The organism is Streptomyces sp. NPDC012510, assembly GCF_042955065.1.
In the GTDB taxonomy this organism is placed as follows: Bacteria; Actinomycetota; Actinomycetes; order Streptomycetales; family Streptomycetaceae; genus Streptomyces.
In genome coordinates, this window is the sequence record NZ_JBIBEN010000013.1 from 247,977 (window position 1) to 263,027 (window position 15,051).

Here is a 15,051-nt window from a genome sequence, read left to right on the forward strand (position 1 = left end):
CCGCCGCACCCCCCGCGCACGCCCCCGCGCACAACCTCCCACGGACGACTTTCTAAGGACAGCTTCCATGCCGCACACGCCCACCCCCAGCGAACGCAGCGCAGGCGAGTTCGCCGACCTGTTCGCCCGGAAGACCCGTACCCCGCTCCGCGGGTTCCTGCCCGGCCGCCGGGTGTGGAAAGCGGTCGGCGGCTCCGCCGCAGCGGTCCTGGTGATCGTCGGCTCCGCCATGGCCGTGGCCGCCATCGACTGGGACAGCGGCTCCGCCGAGAAGGTGACCACGGCGGCCGGGGAGCCCGCCAAGGAGAAGTCCTCCGCCGCCGACACCAAGAAGGCGGTGGTCGTCCCGTCGCCGAAGGAACAGGACAAGGGCAAGGGCAAGGACGGCCCCGAGGTCGTCTATGTCCCCGTCTCCGGCGGAGCGGGCGCCGGGACGGCGGCGGGTGGGGCGGCGCAGCCGACCCCCGGCACGGACTCCGGCTCCGGCTCGGACTCCGGCTCGGACGGCAACAGCGGAGGCACCTCCGGCTCCACGGACACCCAGACGAAGAAGAGCAGCACCACCCAGAACACCGAGTCGCAGGAGACATCCGGCTATCTCTGGGCGGACGGAAGCGTGGAGGCCGACTCCAACGACTACTGGGACCAGAGCGTCGTCACCGTCAAGTCCACCAAGCCGCTCAGCTCGCTCAAGGTCGTCGTCCGCGTCATCCAGACCGGCGGTGTGTCGAGCACCGGCGTCTGGACCTCCCTGGGCGACAAGGCGGCGGTGGGCCAGAACTCCACCAGCGACCAACTGGGGTACGTCATCACGCTGAAGTCGGGTGTCACGCTCGGCCCCGGCACCTATGTCTTCAAGGTCCAGTACAACCACGCCCAGGGCAGGCGGGACGCGGGGCGTGACCTCTACTCCGTCACCGCCGTGGCCGCCGACTCGGACGACGAGTCCCTCTCCGGCCGGTTCTGAGCAGCCACCGCCCGGTCGGGGTCCTCACCCGGCCCACCCCTGCTTCCGCAGCACCGCGGACACATCGGGGGCCCGGTAGTGGTCCCCCTTGAGCACCTTGCCGTCGGCCCGGCGGGCGACGCTGCCGTCGGGGCCCAGCTTCGTCATGTTGGAGCGGTGGATCTCGGCGATCACCGCGTCGAGGTCGATGCCGTGGACAAGGGCGGTGCCGTACGCCACGTACACCACGTCGGCCAGTTCGTGAGCCAGCCGGTCCAGCGGGCCGTCGACCGCCACCTCGGCGACCTCGGCGGCCTCCTCGGCCAGCAGTTCGCCGCGGTGGGCGGCGAGTTCGGGCGAGACCTCGGTGGGCGCGGTACGGGCGTCGAGGCCGAAGGCACGGTGGAACTCACGGACCAGACGAGCGGGAGAAGAACTCATCCGGCGACCCTAGCGACCCGCTCGCCCGCCCCGACAGTCGCGTCCACCACGAACGGCCCTGACGCTCCGTATGACCTCTACACCTCCGAACGGCATCAAATACCTTATTTTCACGAAACATTGACGACTCATCGGTAACCGGGGGTGCCTGTCAGACCGGTGACCGGCCTCCGTACCCTCCTTGTGTCTTCAAGTAACACCCCGAGCGATTGAGGACCCATCGTGAGCGTTCCCCCCACCTCCCCCACCCACCGCGCCAAGTCGCGGGTGACCCGTCGTACCGTGATCGGTGCCGTCGGCGCGGTCGCGGCCGGCGCTGTGATCACCCCCACCGTGATGGCCACGACCGGCGACTCCGGCAGCGCGGACACCGAGGCCGAGGACACCAAGGCCGGCACCACCACCGAGACCTTCCCGAAGACCCGCAGCGAGGCCGCCACCGGCGAGGCACCCGTCGAGGCCGCCTTCCCCATCAGTCACCTGGCTGTCCGCTGGAGCGGCACCGACGCGACCGTCGGCGGCGGCATCCGGCTGCGGGACACCGACGGCGGCGAGGGCGGCTGGCGCTCGCTCGGCGACGGCGGCTGCTCGGTGGCCAACGGCGGCGGTGTGCTGATCTCGGCCGGACAGGCCGCCGGCTACGAGCTGAAGGCTCCCGACGGCGCCACCGGCCTGCGTTCGCTGGCGCTCGACTGCCAGCACGGACCGGACCGGAGGGTGAAGGTCCCGAGCGACCCCACGCGTGTCAGAGGTGTCCAGTACCTGACCCGGGCCGCCTGGGGCGCCGACGAGTCGCTGCGCTTCAAGGCGGACGGCACGGAGAACTCGCCGACCGCGTTCTACCCGTTCCAGACCATCACGGTGCACCACACGGCCATGACCAACGACGACCCGGACCCGGCCGCCACCGTCCGCGCCATCTACCAGATGCACGCCGTCACCAACGACTGGGGGGACATCGGCTACCACTTCCTCATCGACGAGGATGGCCGCGTCTACGAGGGCCGCTACTCCGGCGACGACGGCCTGCCCGCGCACGACAAGGACGGCAAGGTGGTGACCGCCTTCCACGTCGGCGGCTTCAACTCCGGCAACCTCGGCATCGCCCTGCTGGGCACCTTCACCGAGCAGGGCCCGAAGGAGGCGGCCCGCCAGTCGCTCACCCGGCTGGTGAAGGTGCTGGTGCGGCTGCACGGCGTCGACCCGCAGGCCCGCGTGACGTACACCAACCCGGTCAACGGCACGCAGAAGGAGGTCGCGGAGATCAGCGGTCACCGGGACTGGATGGCGACAGAGTGCCCCGGCGAGGTCATGTACCAGGAGCTGGACCGCCTCCGCACGGCGGTGGCCACCGGCCGCTGACCACGCCCTCCCGGCGGGCCGATGAGAAGGCAGGGCCGGCACCCTGCCTTCTCATCGGCACACCGCCCGCACCCACCGACGCGCCCGCAGCCGTTTCCACACCCGCACGCGTACCCGATGCGAGGTCACAGCCTCGCACCGGATACGGCCGACCCTGGCTCCCGGCATCGTGACCTGGCAGGATCTCGTCGCATGGTCCAGGTAATCCCCCGCATCGACACGCGGCACGCGATGCTGGGCTCGGTGGCTTCGTTGGTGGTCCTGGGACTGCTGGCGTGGTGGCTGTGGCCGAACGAGGAGCCCCCGAGCGGGACGATCACCCTCAGTACGGGAGCCGACCGGGGTGTCTACCAGCAGTACGGCCGGGAGATGAAGACCGCGATCGCCGGGGACATGCCACGCCTGAAGATCGAACTGCAGTCCAGCAACGGCTCCGAGACGAACGTCAGCCGCGTGGCCACCGGTGAGTCCGACTTCGCCATCGCCGCGGCCGACGCCGTGCAGACGTACCTGGAGGAGAACAGGCCCGGCGCCGGGAAGCTGCGCGGCCTGGCACGGCTGTACGACGACTACGTGCAGGTGGTCGTCCCCGTCACCTCGCCGATCCACTCCGTCGCTGACCTGCGGGGCAAGCGCGTGGCCGTCGGTCCCGAGGGCTCCGGCGTACGGCTCATAGCGGATCGGGTGCTGGCGGCGGAGGGGCTGGACATCGACAAGGACATCCGGTCGCGGCCCGACACCATCCGTACGAGCCCCGACGCACTGCGCGACGGAACGATCGACGCCTTCTTCTGGTCGGGCGGACTGCCCACGAAGGGCCTGTCCGACCTCGCGGCCACGGGGTACGAGTACCGGTTCGTCCCGATCGGCAGCGAGCTCGTGGCGAAGCTGCACGGCGAGGACGACTCCTTCCTCCACTACCGGGCCTCCGTGATGCCCGCCGACGCCTACCCGACCATCCTGCGGGGCTCCACCGTGCCCACCATCACCGTGGCGAACCTGCTCATCACCCGCGAGGACATGAATCCCCGGCTGACCCAGTGGCTGACCCGCATGGTCATCAAGAACCGGGACCGGATCGGCAAGGACGTGCACGCGGCCCAGCTTGTGGACCTGCGCACCGCGATCTACACGGACCCGCTGCTCCTCCAGAAGGGCGCCAAGCAGTACTACCAGTCGGTCAAGCCGTAGGGGCCGAAAGACGCCCGGGCTCGAGGCGCCCTCGCCCGCGCCCGCGCCCGCGCCAGTGCCAGGAGACCCGATGCACCTTCGCCAGGCCTGGGAAGCATGGAAGGCGTGGGGAGGCGCAGGGAGGCGCGGGCAGGCGGTCCGAGACCCGCGAGGGCCTCTCACCGCCCGAGGCGGCCCCCTACTCCGTAGGGCGCGCCCTGGGCCCTCTCACTCCGTCGGGCGCGCCCTGGGCACCGTCACCGTCACCTTCAGCCCGTGGGGTTCGTGGTGGGCGTAAGCGATGGCCCCGCCGCCCGCCGCGATCAGTGACCGGGAGATGGAGAGCCCGAGGCCCGAGCCCTTGATGTTCTGGTGCGCGGTGCTGCGCCAGAAGCGGTCGCCGACCCGCTCCAGCTCCTCGTCGCTGAGTCCGGGGCCCCCGTCGGTGACGACGACCGTAGAGGAGACGCCGTTCGAGGCGACCCGGACCTCGACGCGGCCCCCGGCGGGCGTGAACTTCAACGCGTTGTCGATCACCGCGTCCAGGGCGCTGGACAGGGCGACCGAGTCGGCCCAGGCGGTGGTGGCGGGGCAGTCGCCGACCAGCGTCACACCCCTGTCGTCGGCGACCGGCGACCAGGACGCGACCCGCTCGGCGGCCAGCTCGCCGATGTCGGTGAGCCGCAGATCGGCCTCGGCGTGCTCGGCGAGGGCCAGGTCGAGCAGGTCGTCGAGGACCTGGGCGAGGCGCTTGCCCTCGGTGCGCACGGAGGCGATCTCCTCGTTACCCTCGGGCAGTTCGAGGGCCAGCAGGTCGATGCGCAGCAGCAACGCGGCGAGCGGGTTGCGCAGTTGGTGAGAAGCGTCGGCGACGAAGGCGCGCTGCTGCTCAAGGACGTCCTCGACGTTGTCGGCCATCTCGTTGAACGACCGTGCCAGGCGCCGGAGTTCGGGCGGCCCGCTGGCCACGGCGACCCGCGACTTCAGACGTCCGGAGGCGATGGAGTGGGTGGTGGCGTCGAGGACGCGTACGGGCTTGAGGACCCAGCCCGTCAGCCGCAGCGCGGCGCCGACGGCGAGGAGCATCGCGGCGAACTCGCCGACTCCGATGACCAGCCAGCCACGCAGGATCTTGGAGCGCATGTGATCGGTGGGCGAGTCGGTGACGACGACAGCGACCACGTCGCCGTCGTGGATGACCGGGGAGGCGACGACAAGCCGGCCGCGCTGCCAGGGCCACACCTGCTCGGGGTTGTGCGGGCGGCGCCCCAGGAGCGCCTCCTCGAACGCGGCGAGCCCCTCGCCCTCGGTGGGCACCTCCCAGTTGTACGGGGCGTTGGCCATGGCCCGCCCGTTTCCGGCTCGGTAGAAGACACCGGCCCTGATGCCGTACACGCGGAAGTACTGATCGAGTTCACGCTGCAGGGTCTGCCGGCGGCCGTCGGTCGTGCCGCTGGTCCGGGAACCGCTGGGCGACTCCGTGACGAACTGGGCCAGTGCGGCGAACCGCGCCGTGTCGTCGATGCGGTCGACGACCACCTCCTGTTGGCGCGCCGCCGCGAGGCTCACCGCCAGCGGGATGCCGAGTGCCAGCAGCACGGCGGCCATCAGGACGATGAGCAGCGGAAGAAGACGAGTGCGCACGCGGGCACGCTACGGCGTCGGGGCGACCAGCCGATAGCCGACCCCGCGCACCGTCTCGATCAGGGTGGGCATCCGCAGCTTCGACCGCAGGGAGGCGACATGCACTTCCAGGGTGCGCCCGGTCCCTTCCCAACTGGTTCGCCACACCTCGCTGATGATCTGTTCCCGGCGGAAGACCACCCCGGGCCGCTGGGCCAGCAGCGCGAGCAGATCGAACTCCTTGCGGGTGAGCTGGACGACCGAGCCGTCCACGCTGACCTGGCGGGTGGGCAGCTCGATGAGCACGTTCCCGAGGCGCAGCCCGGTGTCACCGGGGACCGCGGCCTCGTCGGGGGCCCGGCGGCGGGCGACGGCGTGGATACGGGCGAGCAGCTCGCCGGTGTCGTAGGGCTTGACCACGTAGTCGTCGGCGCCGAGGTTCAGGCCATGGATCCGGGACCGCACGTCGGAGCGGGCCGTCACCATGATCACCGGGGTGCTGGTGCGCTTGCGGATCTTGCCGCAGACCTCGTATCCGTCCTGGTCGGGCAGGCCGAGGTCGAGGAGCACGACCCCGAAGCCGTTGCCCTCCGGGACCAGCGCCTGGAGCGCCTCCTCGCCGCTGCGGGCGTGGGTGACGTCGAAGCCGTGCCTGGCCAGGACCGCGGACAGGGCGGCGGCGACGTGGTTGTCGTCCTCTACGAGGAGCAGCCTCATGTCCGGCCCTTCCGGTTCTGTCGGTCCACGGCCCTGTCGGTCCACGGCTCTGACGGTCCACAACAGCGGTGACGATTCGCCCGTTCGTTCGCCTTGGCTGGCACACATTACGCGGAAGCGCATCTCGGGGCGCGCGCACGCGGCCATGGGAAGTCACACTGATGAGGGAGGACGCCGTCAAGGCCGTGCGGGTTCCGCGCGGGTTCCGTTATCCAGCCGAAACACCGCGCACGGACCGGTCACATGCCGTGTCCGTTCGGCTACCAGATCGTTATGCTCAATTCTCGCTCAGATGTAATGACGCTGGTCGTCGGCGGTCACTACTGTCCTCCGAAACCGAAAGGGACGGAGCCAGAAAGCGATGACCGAAGTTTCGGTGGTCAAGGACGCGGTGCCCGCGGCCGACGACCTGGTCGTCCTGAAGAGCGTCAACAAGCACTTCGGCGCGTTGCACGTACTCCAGGACATCGATCTGACGATCACCAGGGGCGAGGTCGTCGTGGTGATCGGACCCTCAGGGTCCGGCAAGTCCACCCTGTGCCGCACCATCAACCGCCTGGAGTCGATCGACTCCGGAGACATCCAGATCGACGGCAAGCCGCTGCCCGCCGAGGGCAAGGCCCTCGCCCGGCTGCGGGCCGACGTCGGCATGGTGTTCCAGTCTTTCAATCTCTTCGCACACAAGACCGTGCTGGAGAACGTGATGCTGGGACAGCTCAAGGTCCGCAAGACCGACAAGAAGAAGGCCGAGGAGAAGGCCCGGAGCCTGCTCGACCGGGTCGGTGTGGGCACCCAGGCGGACAAGTACCCCGCGCAGCTCTCGGGCGGCCAGCAGCAGCGTGTCGCGATCGCACGTGCGCTGGCCATGGACCCCAAGGTCATGCTCTTCGACGAGCCGACCTCGGCGCTCGACCCCGAGATGATCAACGAGGTGCTGGAAGTCATGCAGCAACTCGCCCGGGACGGCATGACCATGGTCGTGGTCACCCACGAGATGGGCTTCGCCCGTTCGGCCGCCAACCGGGTGGTTTTCATGGCGGACGGCCGCATCGTCGAAGAGGCTGTGCCGGACCAGTTCTTCAGCAACCCCCGCAGCGACCGGGCCAAGGACTTCCTCTCGAAGATCCTGCACCACTGACGGCCTGCCGGGGCCGCAGGCCGGCCCACGACACCCGCACCATCACGGTCCGCATCTCTTCACCACGCAAAGGATGTTCACCATGAACCTTCGCAAGGCCTCCGCCGCAGCGGCCACCGCCCTCGTCCTCACCCTCACGGCCACGGCTTGCGGCGGCGACAACGGCAACGACAACGGGTCGGACACCGGCTCCGGTTCCGGCGGCGGCGGCAAGATCAAGATCGGTATCAAGTACGACCAGCCGGGCCTCGGCCTGAAGGAGCCCGACGGCTCGTTCTCCGGCTTCGACGTGGATGTGGCCACGTACGTGGCCAAGGAACTCGGCTACGAGCCCAACCAGATCGAGTTCGTCGAGACCAAGAGCGCCGACCGCGAGAACGCGCTGGCCCGCGGCGACGTCAAGTTCATCGCGGCGACCTACTCGATCAACGACGAGCGCGCGAAGAAGGTCGACTTCGCCGGCCCGTACCTGCTGGCCCACCAGGACCTGCTGGTCAAGGCGGACTCGGACATCGCCAAGGGCACGGACCTCAACGGCAAGACCCTCTGCTCGGTGACCGGCTCCACCTCGGCGGAGAACGTCAAGAAGGACATCGCTCCGAAGGCCCAGCTCAAGGAGTACGGCGGCTACTCGGAGTGCATCGCCGGCCTGCAGAGCGGTGCCGTGGACGCTGTCACGACCGATGACTCGATCCTCGCGGGCTTCGCCTCGCAGGAGAACTACAAGGGTCAGTTCAAGCTCGCGGGCCTGAAGCTCAGCAACGAGAACTACGGCATCGGCGTCAAGAAGGGCGACACCGCGACCGTGGACAAGATCAACGCCGCCCTGGAGAAGATGGTCAGCGACGGCGCCTGGGAGACCGCGGTCAAGGAGAACTTCGGCCCGGCCAACTACAAGAACGAGCCCGCCCCGAAGATCGGCGACATCAAGTAAGCGGGTAACCGCCACCAGCGCGGTTCTCGCAGTCGCGCCGCCGCCCGCCGCAAGGCGCGGTGAGGGCGGCGGCGCGCTGTGCCTGCCACGTATGCCACACACCCGGAAGCGCGGGAGACAGTGTTCGACTTCCTTTCAACTTATGACGACCCAACCTTCTTGGGTGCGTTCTGGATGACGGTCAAGCTCACCGTCCTCTCAGCCATCGGCTCCCTGATCTGGGGAACCCTGCTGGCGGCCATGCGCGTCAGCCCCGTCCCCCTGATGCGCGGCTTCGGCACCATCTACGTGAACGTCGTGCGAAACATCCCGCTGACCGTCATCATCGTCTTCACCTCGCTCGGCCTCGCCGACATCTTCCGAGTGACGATGGGCGCGGAGGGCGACGTCAAGCTCCAGGCCTTCCGGCTCGCCATTCTCGGTTTCGTGGCCTACACCGCGGCATTCGTCTGCGAAGCGCTGCGCTCCGGAATCAACACCGTGCCCGTAGGCCAGGCCGAGGCGGCACGCGCCATCGGACTGAGCTTCAACCAGGTCCTCGGCCTCATCGTGCTGCCGCAGGCGTTCCGCTCGGTCATCGGCCCGCTGGCCAACGTACTGATCGCGCTCACGAAGAACACGACCGTGGCCGCCGCGATCGGTGTGGCGGAGGCCGCCTACCTGATGAAGGGCATGATCGAGAAGGAGGCTCAGACACTGCTCATCGGCGGGATCTTCGCCTTCGGGTTCGTGGTTCTGACCCTGCCCACCGGCCTGCTCCTCGGCTGGCTGAGCAAGCGACTGGCGGTGAAGCGATGAGTTCCGTTCTCTACGACGCCCCCGGCCCCCGGGCCAAACGGCGCAATGTGCTCCTCACGGTGGTCTTCGTCGTCCTGCTGGCCCTCCTCACGTGGTGGCTCTGGCGGGCGCTGGACAGCAAGAACCAGCTGGACTGGAAGCTCTGGAAGCCGTTCGTCACCTCCGAGGCCTGGACGACGTATCTGCTGCCCGGTCTCGCCAACACGCTCAAGGCCATGGCGCTCTCCATGGTGATCGCGCTTCCTCTCGGTGCGCTCTTCGGCATCGCGCGTCTCTCCGACCACCGGTGGGTCCGCATCCCGGCCGGTACGGTGGTCGAGTTCTTCCGGGCCATCCCCGTCCTGCTGCTGATGCTGTTCGCCAACGAGATCATCGCTCGCTCGATGGACGTCACCACCGAGCAACGGCAGCTCTACGCGGTCGTCACCGGCCTGGTGCTGTACAACGCCTCGGTGCTCGCCGAGGTCGTGCGCGCCGGCATCCTCGCCCTCCCCAAGGGCCAGACGGAGGCCGCCCAGGCGATCGGCCTGCGCAAGGGCCAGACGATGTCCACCATCCTGCTGCCGCAGGCCGTCACTGTGATGCTGCCGGCCATCGTCAGCCAGCTCGTGGTCATCGTGAAGGACACCGCGCTCGGCGGCGTGATGATCGGCTTCACCGAACTGCTCAGCGGACGCGCGACGTTGGCCGCGGTGTACGCCAACGTCGTACCCAGCTTCGTCGTCGTCGCGATCATCTACATCGTCCTGAACTTCATCATCACCAGCTTCGCGAGCTGGCTGGAGCAGCGGCTGCGGCGGGGCAAGAAGTCGACCGGAGCGGTGCTGGGCCCGGCTGCGGTCGAGGGCACGGCAGCGACCGGCGCGGGAGGCGCCTTCGGCGGCGTCGGCATGGGGGATGCAGGCGGCGGAGGCGGCGGGGGCGGCGGCAACTGACAGATGATCGGGGGACATCCGCCCAGGATGTCCCCCGATTCAGTCCCCGGAGGGCAGTGGCATGATCGCCACTGCCCTCCGTCACTTGACGCAAGCACCGGCAATGGGTTGCATACGTTCTGTGATCGTGCACCCTGCTCCAACTTTCTGTTCACCCACGTCCGCCGGGACGTCACGTCGGGCAGGGAGCGCCGCGCCGTGGACCCGGTGATCATCGTCGGAGCGGGGCCCGTGGGGCTCACGCTCGCCCTTGCGCTGGCGCGCCAGGACGTGCCGTCCGTGGTCCTGGACGAGGGGCCAGGGAAGGACGAGCAGCGGCTCGCGCGGACGGTCGTGCTGCATGACGACACCGCCGGGCTGCTGGAACGGTTGTCCGGCGTCCCGCTCTCACGGGCCGGGTTCCGCTGGGCCGGATGGCGGTCGATGCGGCGCAAGCAGGTGATGCGTCAGGTCAGGTTCGGGCAGGCCGACTCCGACGAGACGGAGGTCTCGGACCGGGAGGGCGCGAAGGGGCGGCGGGGCGTTCCGGAGGACGTCGTCGAGGCCTCTGCCGACCTCCCCCCTCTCCACATCGCCCAGCACGTCCTGACCTCCGCGCTGCGCGACGCCATCGCAGGCGAACGGCTCGTCAAGGTCGCCGTGGAGAGTCGCCTCGACGCCATCGAGCAGGAGAAGTCCGGCGTCACCGCCCACACCCGCGGCCCCAAGAGCACCTGGTGGCGGGGCAGTTACCTGGTCGGCTGCGACGGTCCGCGCTCGACCGTCCGCAAACTCCAGGACATCCGCTTCCCCGGCCGTACGGCGGTGGAACGGCACGCCGTCGCGGCCCTGCGCGCGGAACTCCCCTGGCCCGGCGAAGCATTGCTGCACCGGATGCCGCCGTGGCGGACCTCGGGCCCCTCCGGTGGCGAGGTGACCGCACGGCCGCTCGACGAGGGCGTCTGGCGTCTGGACTGGCTGCTGCCGCCGGGCAAGGACCTGGTGACGCCCGAACTCCTCGTGGCCCGCGTCCGCGAGACCCTCGCGGGCTGGACGGGTGGTTCCACACCGCCGTACGACCTGCTGGACACCGGCGTCCACACCGTGCACCACCGGCTCGCCCGGCGGTGGCGGGTCGGCCGGGTCTTTCTCGCCGGGGACGCCGCGCACCTGCTGGGGGCACTCGGCACCCAGGGTCTCGACGAGGGGCTGCGGGACGCCGACAACCTCGCGTGGAAGCTGGCCCTGGCCTGGCACCACGGACCCCACGAGGCACTGCTCGACAGCTACCAGACGGAGCGGCGCGCGGTCGTCGCCGCCCGACTGCGCGCCGCCGACCAGGTGCTGCCCCTGCTGCGCGGCGGCAAGGGCCTGCGGTCGTACGTCCCCGGCTCGGCCCGGGGCCATGACGCGCTGCTCGCGGACGGCCACTTGGGGCGCGGGGCGCTGGGTGCGCCGGGGGCGTACGCCGACTCGCCGCTGATGCCTCCGCCCGCCGCCTCGGAGGCTCCCGTCGACACGGTGCCGGGCGACCAGGTGGTCGACGTGGAGGTGACCGCCGAGGACGGTTCGTTCGTCCCTCTGCGGGACCGGCTCGGACGCGGGGCGCTGCTGGTCCTACTGGTCGCACCCGGGACCGGGGTCTGGGAGCGCAAGCACTGGATGAGCGCCGGGATCATGCCCCGCCTCGCCGCCGCGGTCGCCGCCCTGCCCCACCCCGCCGAGCTACTGGTCGCCGAGACCTACCCGGGCGCGGCCGCCCACACCATCCTGCTCATCCGTCCCGACGGCCACCTCGTCACCGCCCTGAACGGCGTCCGCCCGGCCGACCTGTACACGGCGGCGGAGGTGGCGCTGGGCGGGGCGCGGCCGCAGACCGAGACCACCGGGGCGGCTGCCGGTTCACGCTGAACTCGCCCGTGCTCCCTCCGGCTGACCGTCACTGTGTGTCCACATAGTGACGGTCAGTTGACCACTCCACACTGTCATGGTGTACTCCGGACCGTGACCGACACCTCTACGCGCCTGTGGCGAAGGGTCCACATGGACCTTGTCCGCTACGCGGGCTGCGTGTGTCGCCCCTCCTGCTGAATTCGCCTTGCTCGTCATCCCGCGCGCGCCGCTTCTGTGCCTCCGCGCGCTCCTACGCGAACGCATCTCAGGACGGTACCCGTGTCTGTGTCCCCCGTTGTTCCTCCCGCCTCCGTACCGACCGTCTCCGCCCCCACACAGGCGGAACTGCTCGACTTCGCACGTCGGACGGCCGCCGACGCCGAGCTGATCGCCTCGCTTCCGCTCGATCACGGCGGGCGCACCTGGGTGCGACTCGACGGTCCGGGTGGCAGCGAGGCCTGGCTCATCGGCTGGCCGCCCGGCACCGGAACCGGCTGGCACGACCACGCCGACTCGGTGGGCGCCTTCGTCACCGCGGCGGGCGAGCTCAGGGAGTACTCGCTCGCCGCCCGCCTGCCCACCGACGGCTGGAAGACCCTGGAACTCACCGAAGGCGTCGACCGCGAGCGGCCGTTGTCCGCCGGCGAAGGCCGCTCCTTCGGACGCCACCACGTCCACGAGGTGCTCAACGAATCCACCGAGGAGCACGCCATCTCCGTCCACGCCTACTACCCGCCCCTGCCCCGCATCCGCCGCTACAGCCGCACGGGACAGGTCCTGCGCCTGGAGCACGTGGAGCGCCCCGCCGACTGGCAGTGAGGACGGGGCCTGACGGTCCCGTCAGGTTGCCCGCTCAGTACCCCTCATCCTCCAGCCCGTCCGTGTCCTCCCCCTCTTCCTCCAGCGCCTGTCGGACCACCCGGAGGGCCATGCCCTCCGGGTAGCCCTTGCGGGCGAGCATGCCGGCGAGACGGCGGAGGCGTTTATCCCGGTCGAGGCCTCGCGTGGAGCGCAGCTTGCGGGCGACGAGTTCGCGCGCGGTTGCCTCCTCCTGCTCGGTGTCGAGCTGGGCAACGGCCTCGTCGATCAGCGCCGAGTCGACTCCCTTGGTGCGCAGCTCCCGCGCCAGGGCTCGCCGGGCCAGGCCCCGGCCGTGGTGCCTGGACTCCACCCAGGCGTCCGCGAACGCGCTGTCGTTGATCAGCCCGACCTCCTCGAACCGTGACAGCACCTCGTCCGCCACGTCCTCGGGGATCTCGCGCTTGTGCAGGGCGTCCGCGAGTTGCTTGCGGGTACGCGGGGTCCCGGTGAGCAGGCGCAGACAGATCGCCCGCGCCCGCTCAGCCGGGTCCCCTGAGGACTCCTCCTTCTCGGCCCTCGACGAGAAAGACGAACCCCCGTCCTGCGGCCCCCCGCCGTCCGGGCCGACCCCCGTCTCCCCGAACCCACGCCGTCGACCGCCGCGGCCGCCACGCCTCCTACGAGACCCACCGTCCGCACCACGTGCGGCACCGCCACCCGACCGACGGGCACCGACGGCCGAGCCGGCACGGGAACGCGAGCCGCCCTCCCACCGACCGGAGCCACCGTCACCCGTGTAGGGCCCGTCCCCGTGCGGCCCGTCCGTGTCTGGGCCGTCCGCGTAGGGACCGTCCGCGTAAGGTTCGCCCGGATAAGGCCGGTCCACGTAAGGCCCGTTCTCGGAAGGCTCACCGCCGTGAGGCGCGCCGCCGTGCGGCCCCTCCGTGCCGTACGACGGCGTCTCGTCGTGCGGCACGAACCCGTACCCGTCCTCGGCGGCTCGCCCGCCCCCTCCGGTACCCCCGCGCCCCCGGCTCTCGGCGGCACTGGGGTATGCGTACTCGTCCCAGTCCGTCCAGTCCGTTCTGCGTGTCACGGACTAGCTCTTCGCCGCCGCGGCCTTGGTCTTGGGGGTTTTGGCAGCGGGGACCGGTACCGACTTGGCGGCGTCGTCCGAGGCAGGTGCGGCGGGAGCCGCCGCGTCGGCGCCCGGCTCGGTGCTGGGCTCCTCGGGCCGGACACCGACGCCCAGCTTCTCCTTGATCTTCTTCTCGATCTCGTTGGCGAGGTCGGGGTTGTCCTTGAGGAAGTTGCGGGCGTTCTCCTTGCCCTGGCCGAGCTGGTCGCCCTCGTACGTGTACCAGGCGCCGGCCTTGCGGACGAAGCCGTGCTCCACGCCCATGTCGATCAGGCCGCCCTCGCGGCTGATGCCCTGGCCGTACAGGATGTCGAACTCGGCCTGCTTGAAGGGCGGCGCGACCTTGTTCTTCACGACCTTGCAGCGGGTGCGGTTGCCGACCGCCTCCGTGCCGTCCTTCAAGGTCTCGATGCGGCGGATGTCGATGCGCACGGAGGCGTAGAACTTCAGTGCGCGGCCACCGGTCGTGGTCTCCGGGGAACCGAACATCACGCCGATCTTCTCGCGGAGCTGGTTGATGAAGATGGCGGTGGTCTTGGACTGGTTGAGCGCGCTGGTGATCTTCCGCAGGGCCTGGCTCATCAGGCGGGCCTGCAGACCGACGTGGCTGTCACCCATCTCGCCCTCGATCTCCGCGCGCGGGACGAGCGCGGCGACGGAGTCGATGACGATGAGGTCGAGGGCGCCGGAGCGGACCAGCATGTCCACGATCTCCAGGGCCTGCTCGCCGTTGTCCGGCTGGGACAGGATCAGGTTGTCGATGTCGACGCCGAGCTTCTTCGCGTACTCGGGGTCGAGTGCGTGCTCCGCGTCCACGAACGCGACCTGGCCACCGGCCTTCTGGGCGTTCGCCACCGCGTGCAGGGTCAGGGTCGTCTTACCCGAGGACTCGGGGCCGTAGATCTCCACCACACGGCCACGCGGCAGGCCGCCGACGCCGAGGGCGACGTCGAGCGCGGTCGACCCGGTCGGGATGACCTCGATGGGCTCCCTCGACCGCTCGCCCATGCGCATGACAGCGCCCTTGCCGAATTGTCGTTCAATCTGTGCGAGCGCGGCGTCGAGCGCCTTCTCGCGGTCGGTTCCTGCCATGGGTTCCACCCGATTTGCTTGTGTCGATCGCTTCACGTGAAAGACGCTAACGCCTGCCACTGACAATGGGCCCCGACGCCCGCC

The 15,051-nt window shown here is 70.0% G+C and carries 15 protein-coding genes; 10 read left to right on the forward strand and 5 right to left on the reverse strand.

All coding sequences use genetic code 11. The features are described 5' to 3' along the window. Window positions 1-67 precede the first annotated feature (67 nt). On the forward strand, window positions 68-967 hold the full coding sequence (locus ACFY9I_RS24835; RefSeq protein WP_391005124.1) for a hypothetical protein: 900 nt from the start codon (window positions 68-70) through the stop codon (window positions 965-967). Window positions 968-991: 24 nt separating this feature from the next. Here the strand turns inward: ACFY9I_RS24835 and ACFY9I_RS24840 are convergent, their stop codons facing one another. After that, window positions 992-1,387, reverse strand: a complete 396-nt coding sequence (locus ACFY9I_RS24840) for a MazG nucleotide pyrophosphohydrolase domain-containing protein (protein WP_391005126.1) — start codon at window positions 1,385-1,387, stop codon at window positions 992-994. 222 nt (window positions 1,388-1,609) lie between these two features. Between ACFY9I_RS24840 and ACFY9I_RS24845 the strand changes: the two genes are divergently transcribed. Together ACFY9I_RS24845 and ACFY9I_RS24850 are read left to right on the forward strand one after the other, a co-directional pair. Further along, entirely contained in the window at window positions 1,610-2,749 is a 1,140-nt protein-coding gene (locus tag ACFY9I_RS24845; protein WP_391005128.1) for an N-acetylmuramoyl-L-alanine amidase, read from the forward strand. Between the two features lie 192 nt (window positions 2,750-2,941). After that, entirely contained in the window at window positions 2,942-3,940 is a 999-nt protein-coding gene (locus ACFY9I_RS24850; protein WP_391005130.1) for a TAXI family TRAP transporter solute-binding subunit, read from the forward strand. Window positions 3,941-4,147: 207 nt separating this feature from the next. Here ACFY9I_RS24850 and ACFY9I_RS24855 read toward each other — a convergent pair whose 3' ends face one another. Next, window positions 4,148-5,563: an ATP-binding protein gene (locus ACFY9I_RS24855; RefSeq protein ID WP_391005132.1), complete on the reverse strand. Its 1,416-nt coding sequence runs from the start codon at window positions 5,561-5,563 to the stop codon at window positions 4,148-4,150. 9 nt (window positions 5,564-5,572) lie between these two features. Next, the gene (locus ACFY9I_RS24860; protein WP_391005134.1) at window positions 5,573-6,259 is read right to left on the reverse strand and encodes a response regulator; all 687 of its coding nucleotides are present in this window, start codon (window positions 6,257-6,259) and stop codon (window positions 5,573-5,575) included. Window positions 6,260-6,620: 361 nt separating this feature from the next. Between ACFY9I_RS24860 and ACFY9I_RS24865 the strand changes: the two genes are divergently transcribed. The 7 genes from ACFY9I_RS24865 to ACFY9I_RS24895 all read left to right on the forward strand — a co-directional run bounded on the left by ACFY9I_RS24865 (window position 6,621) and on the right by ACFY9I_RS24895 (window position 12,755). Beyond that, window positions 6,621-7,397, forward strand: coding sequence for an ATP-binding cassette domain-containing protein (locus ACFY9I_RS24865; RefSeq protein ID WP_391005136.1), 777 nt, complete (start codon window positions 6,621-6,623; stop codon window positions 7,395-7,397). An 82-nt stretch (window positions 7,398-7,479) separates the two neighbouring features. Then, entirely contained in the window at window positions 7,480-8,331 is an 852-nt protein-coding gene (locus ACFY9I_RS24870; protein WP_391005138.1) for a transporter substrate-binding domain-containing protein, read from the forward strand. A gap of 120 nt (window positions 8,332-8,451) precedes the next feature. Then, window positions 8,452-9,129, forward strand: a complete 678-nt coding sequence (locus ACFY9I_RS24875) for an ABC transporter permease subunit (RefSeq protein ID WP_391005140.1) — start codon at window positions 8,452-8,454, stop codon at window positions 9,127-9,129. Next, entirely contained in the window at window positions 9,126-10,064 is a 939-nt protein-coding gene (locus ACFY9I_RS24880; RefSeq protein ID WP_391005142.1) for an ABC transporter permease subunit, read from the forward strand. The genes ACFY9I_RS24875 and ACFY9I_RS24880 overlap by 4 nt, the downstream gene beginning before the upstream one ends. A 198-nt stretch (window positions 10,065-10,262) precedes the next feature. Next, the gene (locus ACFY9I_RS24885; RefSeq protein WP_391005144.1) at window positions 10,263-11,954 is read left to right on the forward strand and encodes an FAD-dependent monooxygenase; all 1,692 of its coding nucleotides are present in this window, start codon (window positions 10,263-10,265) and stop codon (window positions 11,952-11,954) included. A 93-nt stretch (window positions 11,955-12,047) separates the two neighbouring features. Next, complete coding sequence (locus tag ACFY9I_RS24890) at window positions 12,048-12,134, forward strand: putative leader peptide (protein ID WP_316731559.1); 87 nt, start codon at window positions 12,048-12,050, stop codon at window positions 12,132-12,134. Window positions 12,135-12,215: 81 nt separating this feature from the next. Continuing rightward, the gene (locus tag ACFY9I_RS24895) at window positions 12,216-12,755 is read left to right on the forward strand and encodes a cysteine dioxygenase (RefSeq protein WP_391005146.1); all 540 of its coding nucleotides are present in this window, start codon (window positions 12,216-12,218) and stop codon (window positions 12,753-12,755) included. Between the two features lie 34 nt (window positions 12,756-12,789). On the opposite strand, the gene recX is transcribed toward ACFY9I_RS24895, so the two are convergent. Further along, complete coding sequence (gene recX, locus ACFY9I_RS24900) at window positions 12,790-13,833, reverse strand: recombination regulator RecX (RefSeq protein ID WP_391005148.1); 1,044 nt, start codon at window positions 13,831-13,833, stop codon at window positions 12,790-12,792. A 3-nt stretch (window positions 13,834-13,836) separates the two neighbouring features. Next, a complete protein-coding gene (recA, locus tag ACFY9I_RS24905) occupies window positions 13,837-14,967 on the reverse strand; it encodes a recombinase RecA (protein WP_391005150.1) in 1,131 nt (376 codons plus the stop codon). Window positions 14,968-15,051 lie beyond the last annotated feature (84 nt).

Coding starts and splice junctions, on each gene's coding strand:
- ACFY9I_RS24835 (WP_391005124.1), top strand. CDS start 68: ATGCCGCACACGCCCACCCCCAGCGAACGCAGCGCAGGCGAGTTCGCC.
- ACFY9I_RS24840 (WP_391005126.1), bottom strand. CDS start 1,387: ATGAGTTCTTCTCCCGCTCGTCTGGTCCGTGAGTTCCACCGTGCCTTC.
- ACFY9I_RS24850 (WP_391005130.1), top strand. CDS start 2,942: ATGGTCCAGGTAATCCCCCGCATCGACACGCGGCACGCGATGCTGGGC.
- ACFY9I_RS24860 (WP_391005134.1), bottom strand. CDS start 6,259: ATGAGGCTGCTCCTCGTAGAGGACGACAACCACGTCGCCGCCGCCCTG.
- ACFY9I_RS24865 (WP_391005136.1), top strand. CDS start 6,621: ATGACCGAAGTTTCGGTGGTCAAGGACGCGGTGCCCGCGGCCGACGAC.
- ACFY9I_RS24870 (WP_391005138.1), top strand. CDS start 7,480: ATGAACCTTCGCAAGGCCTCCGCCGCAGCGGCCACCGCCCTCGTCCTC.
- ACFY9I_RS24880 (WP_391005142.1), top strand. CDS start 9,126: ATGAGTTCCGTTCTCTACGACGCCCCCGGCCCCCGGGCCAAACGGCGC.
- recA (WP_391005150.1), bottom strand. CDS start 14,967: ATGGCAGGAACCGACCGCGAGAAGGCGCTCGACGCCGCGCTCGCACAG.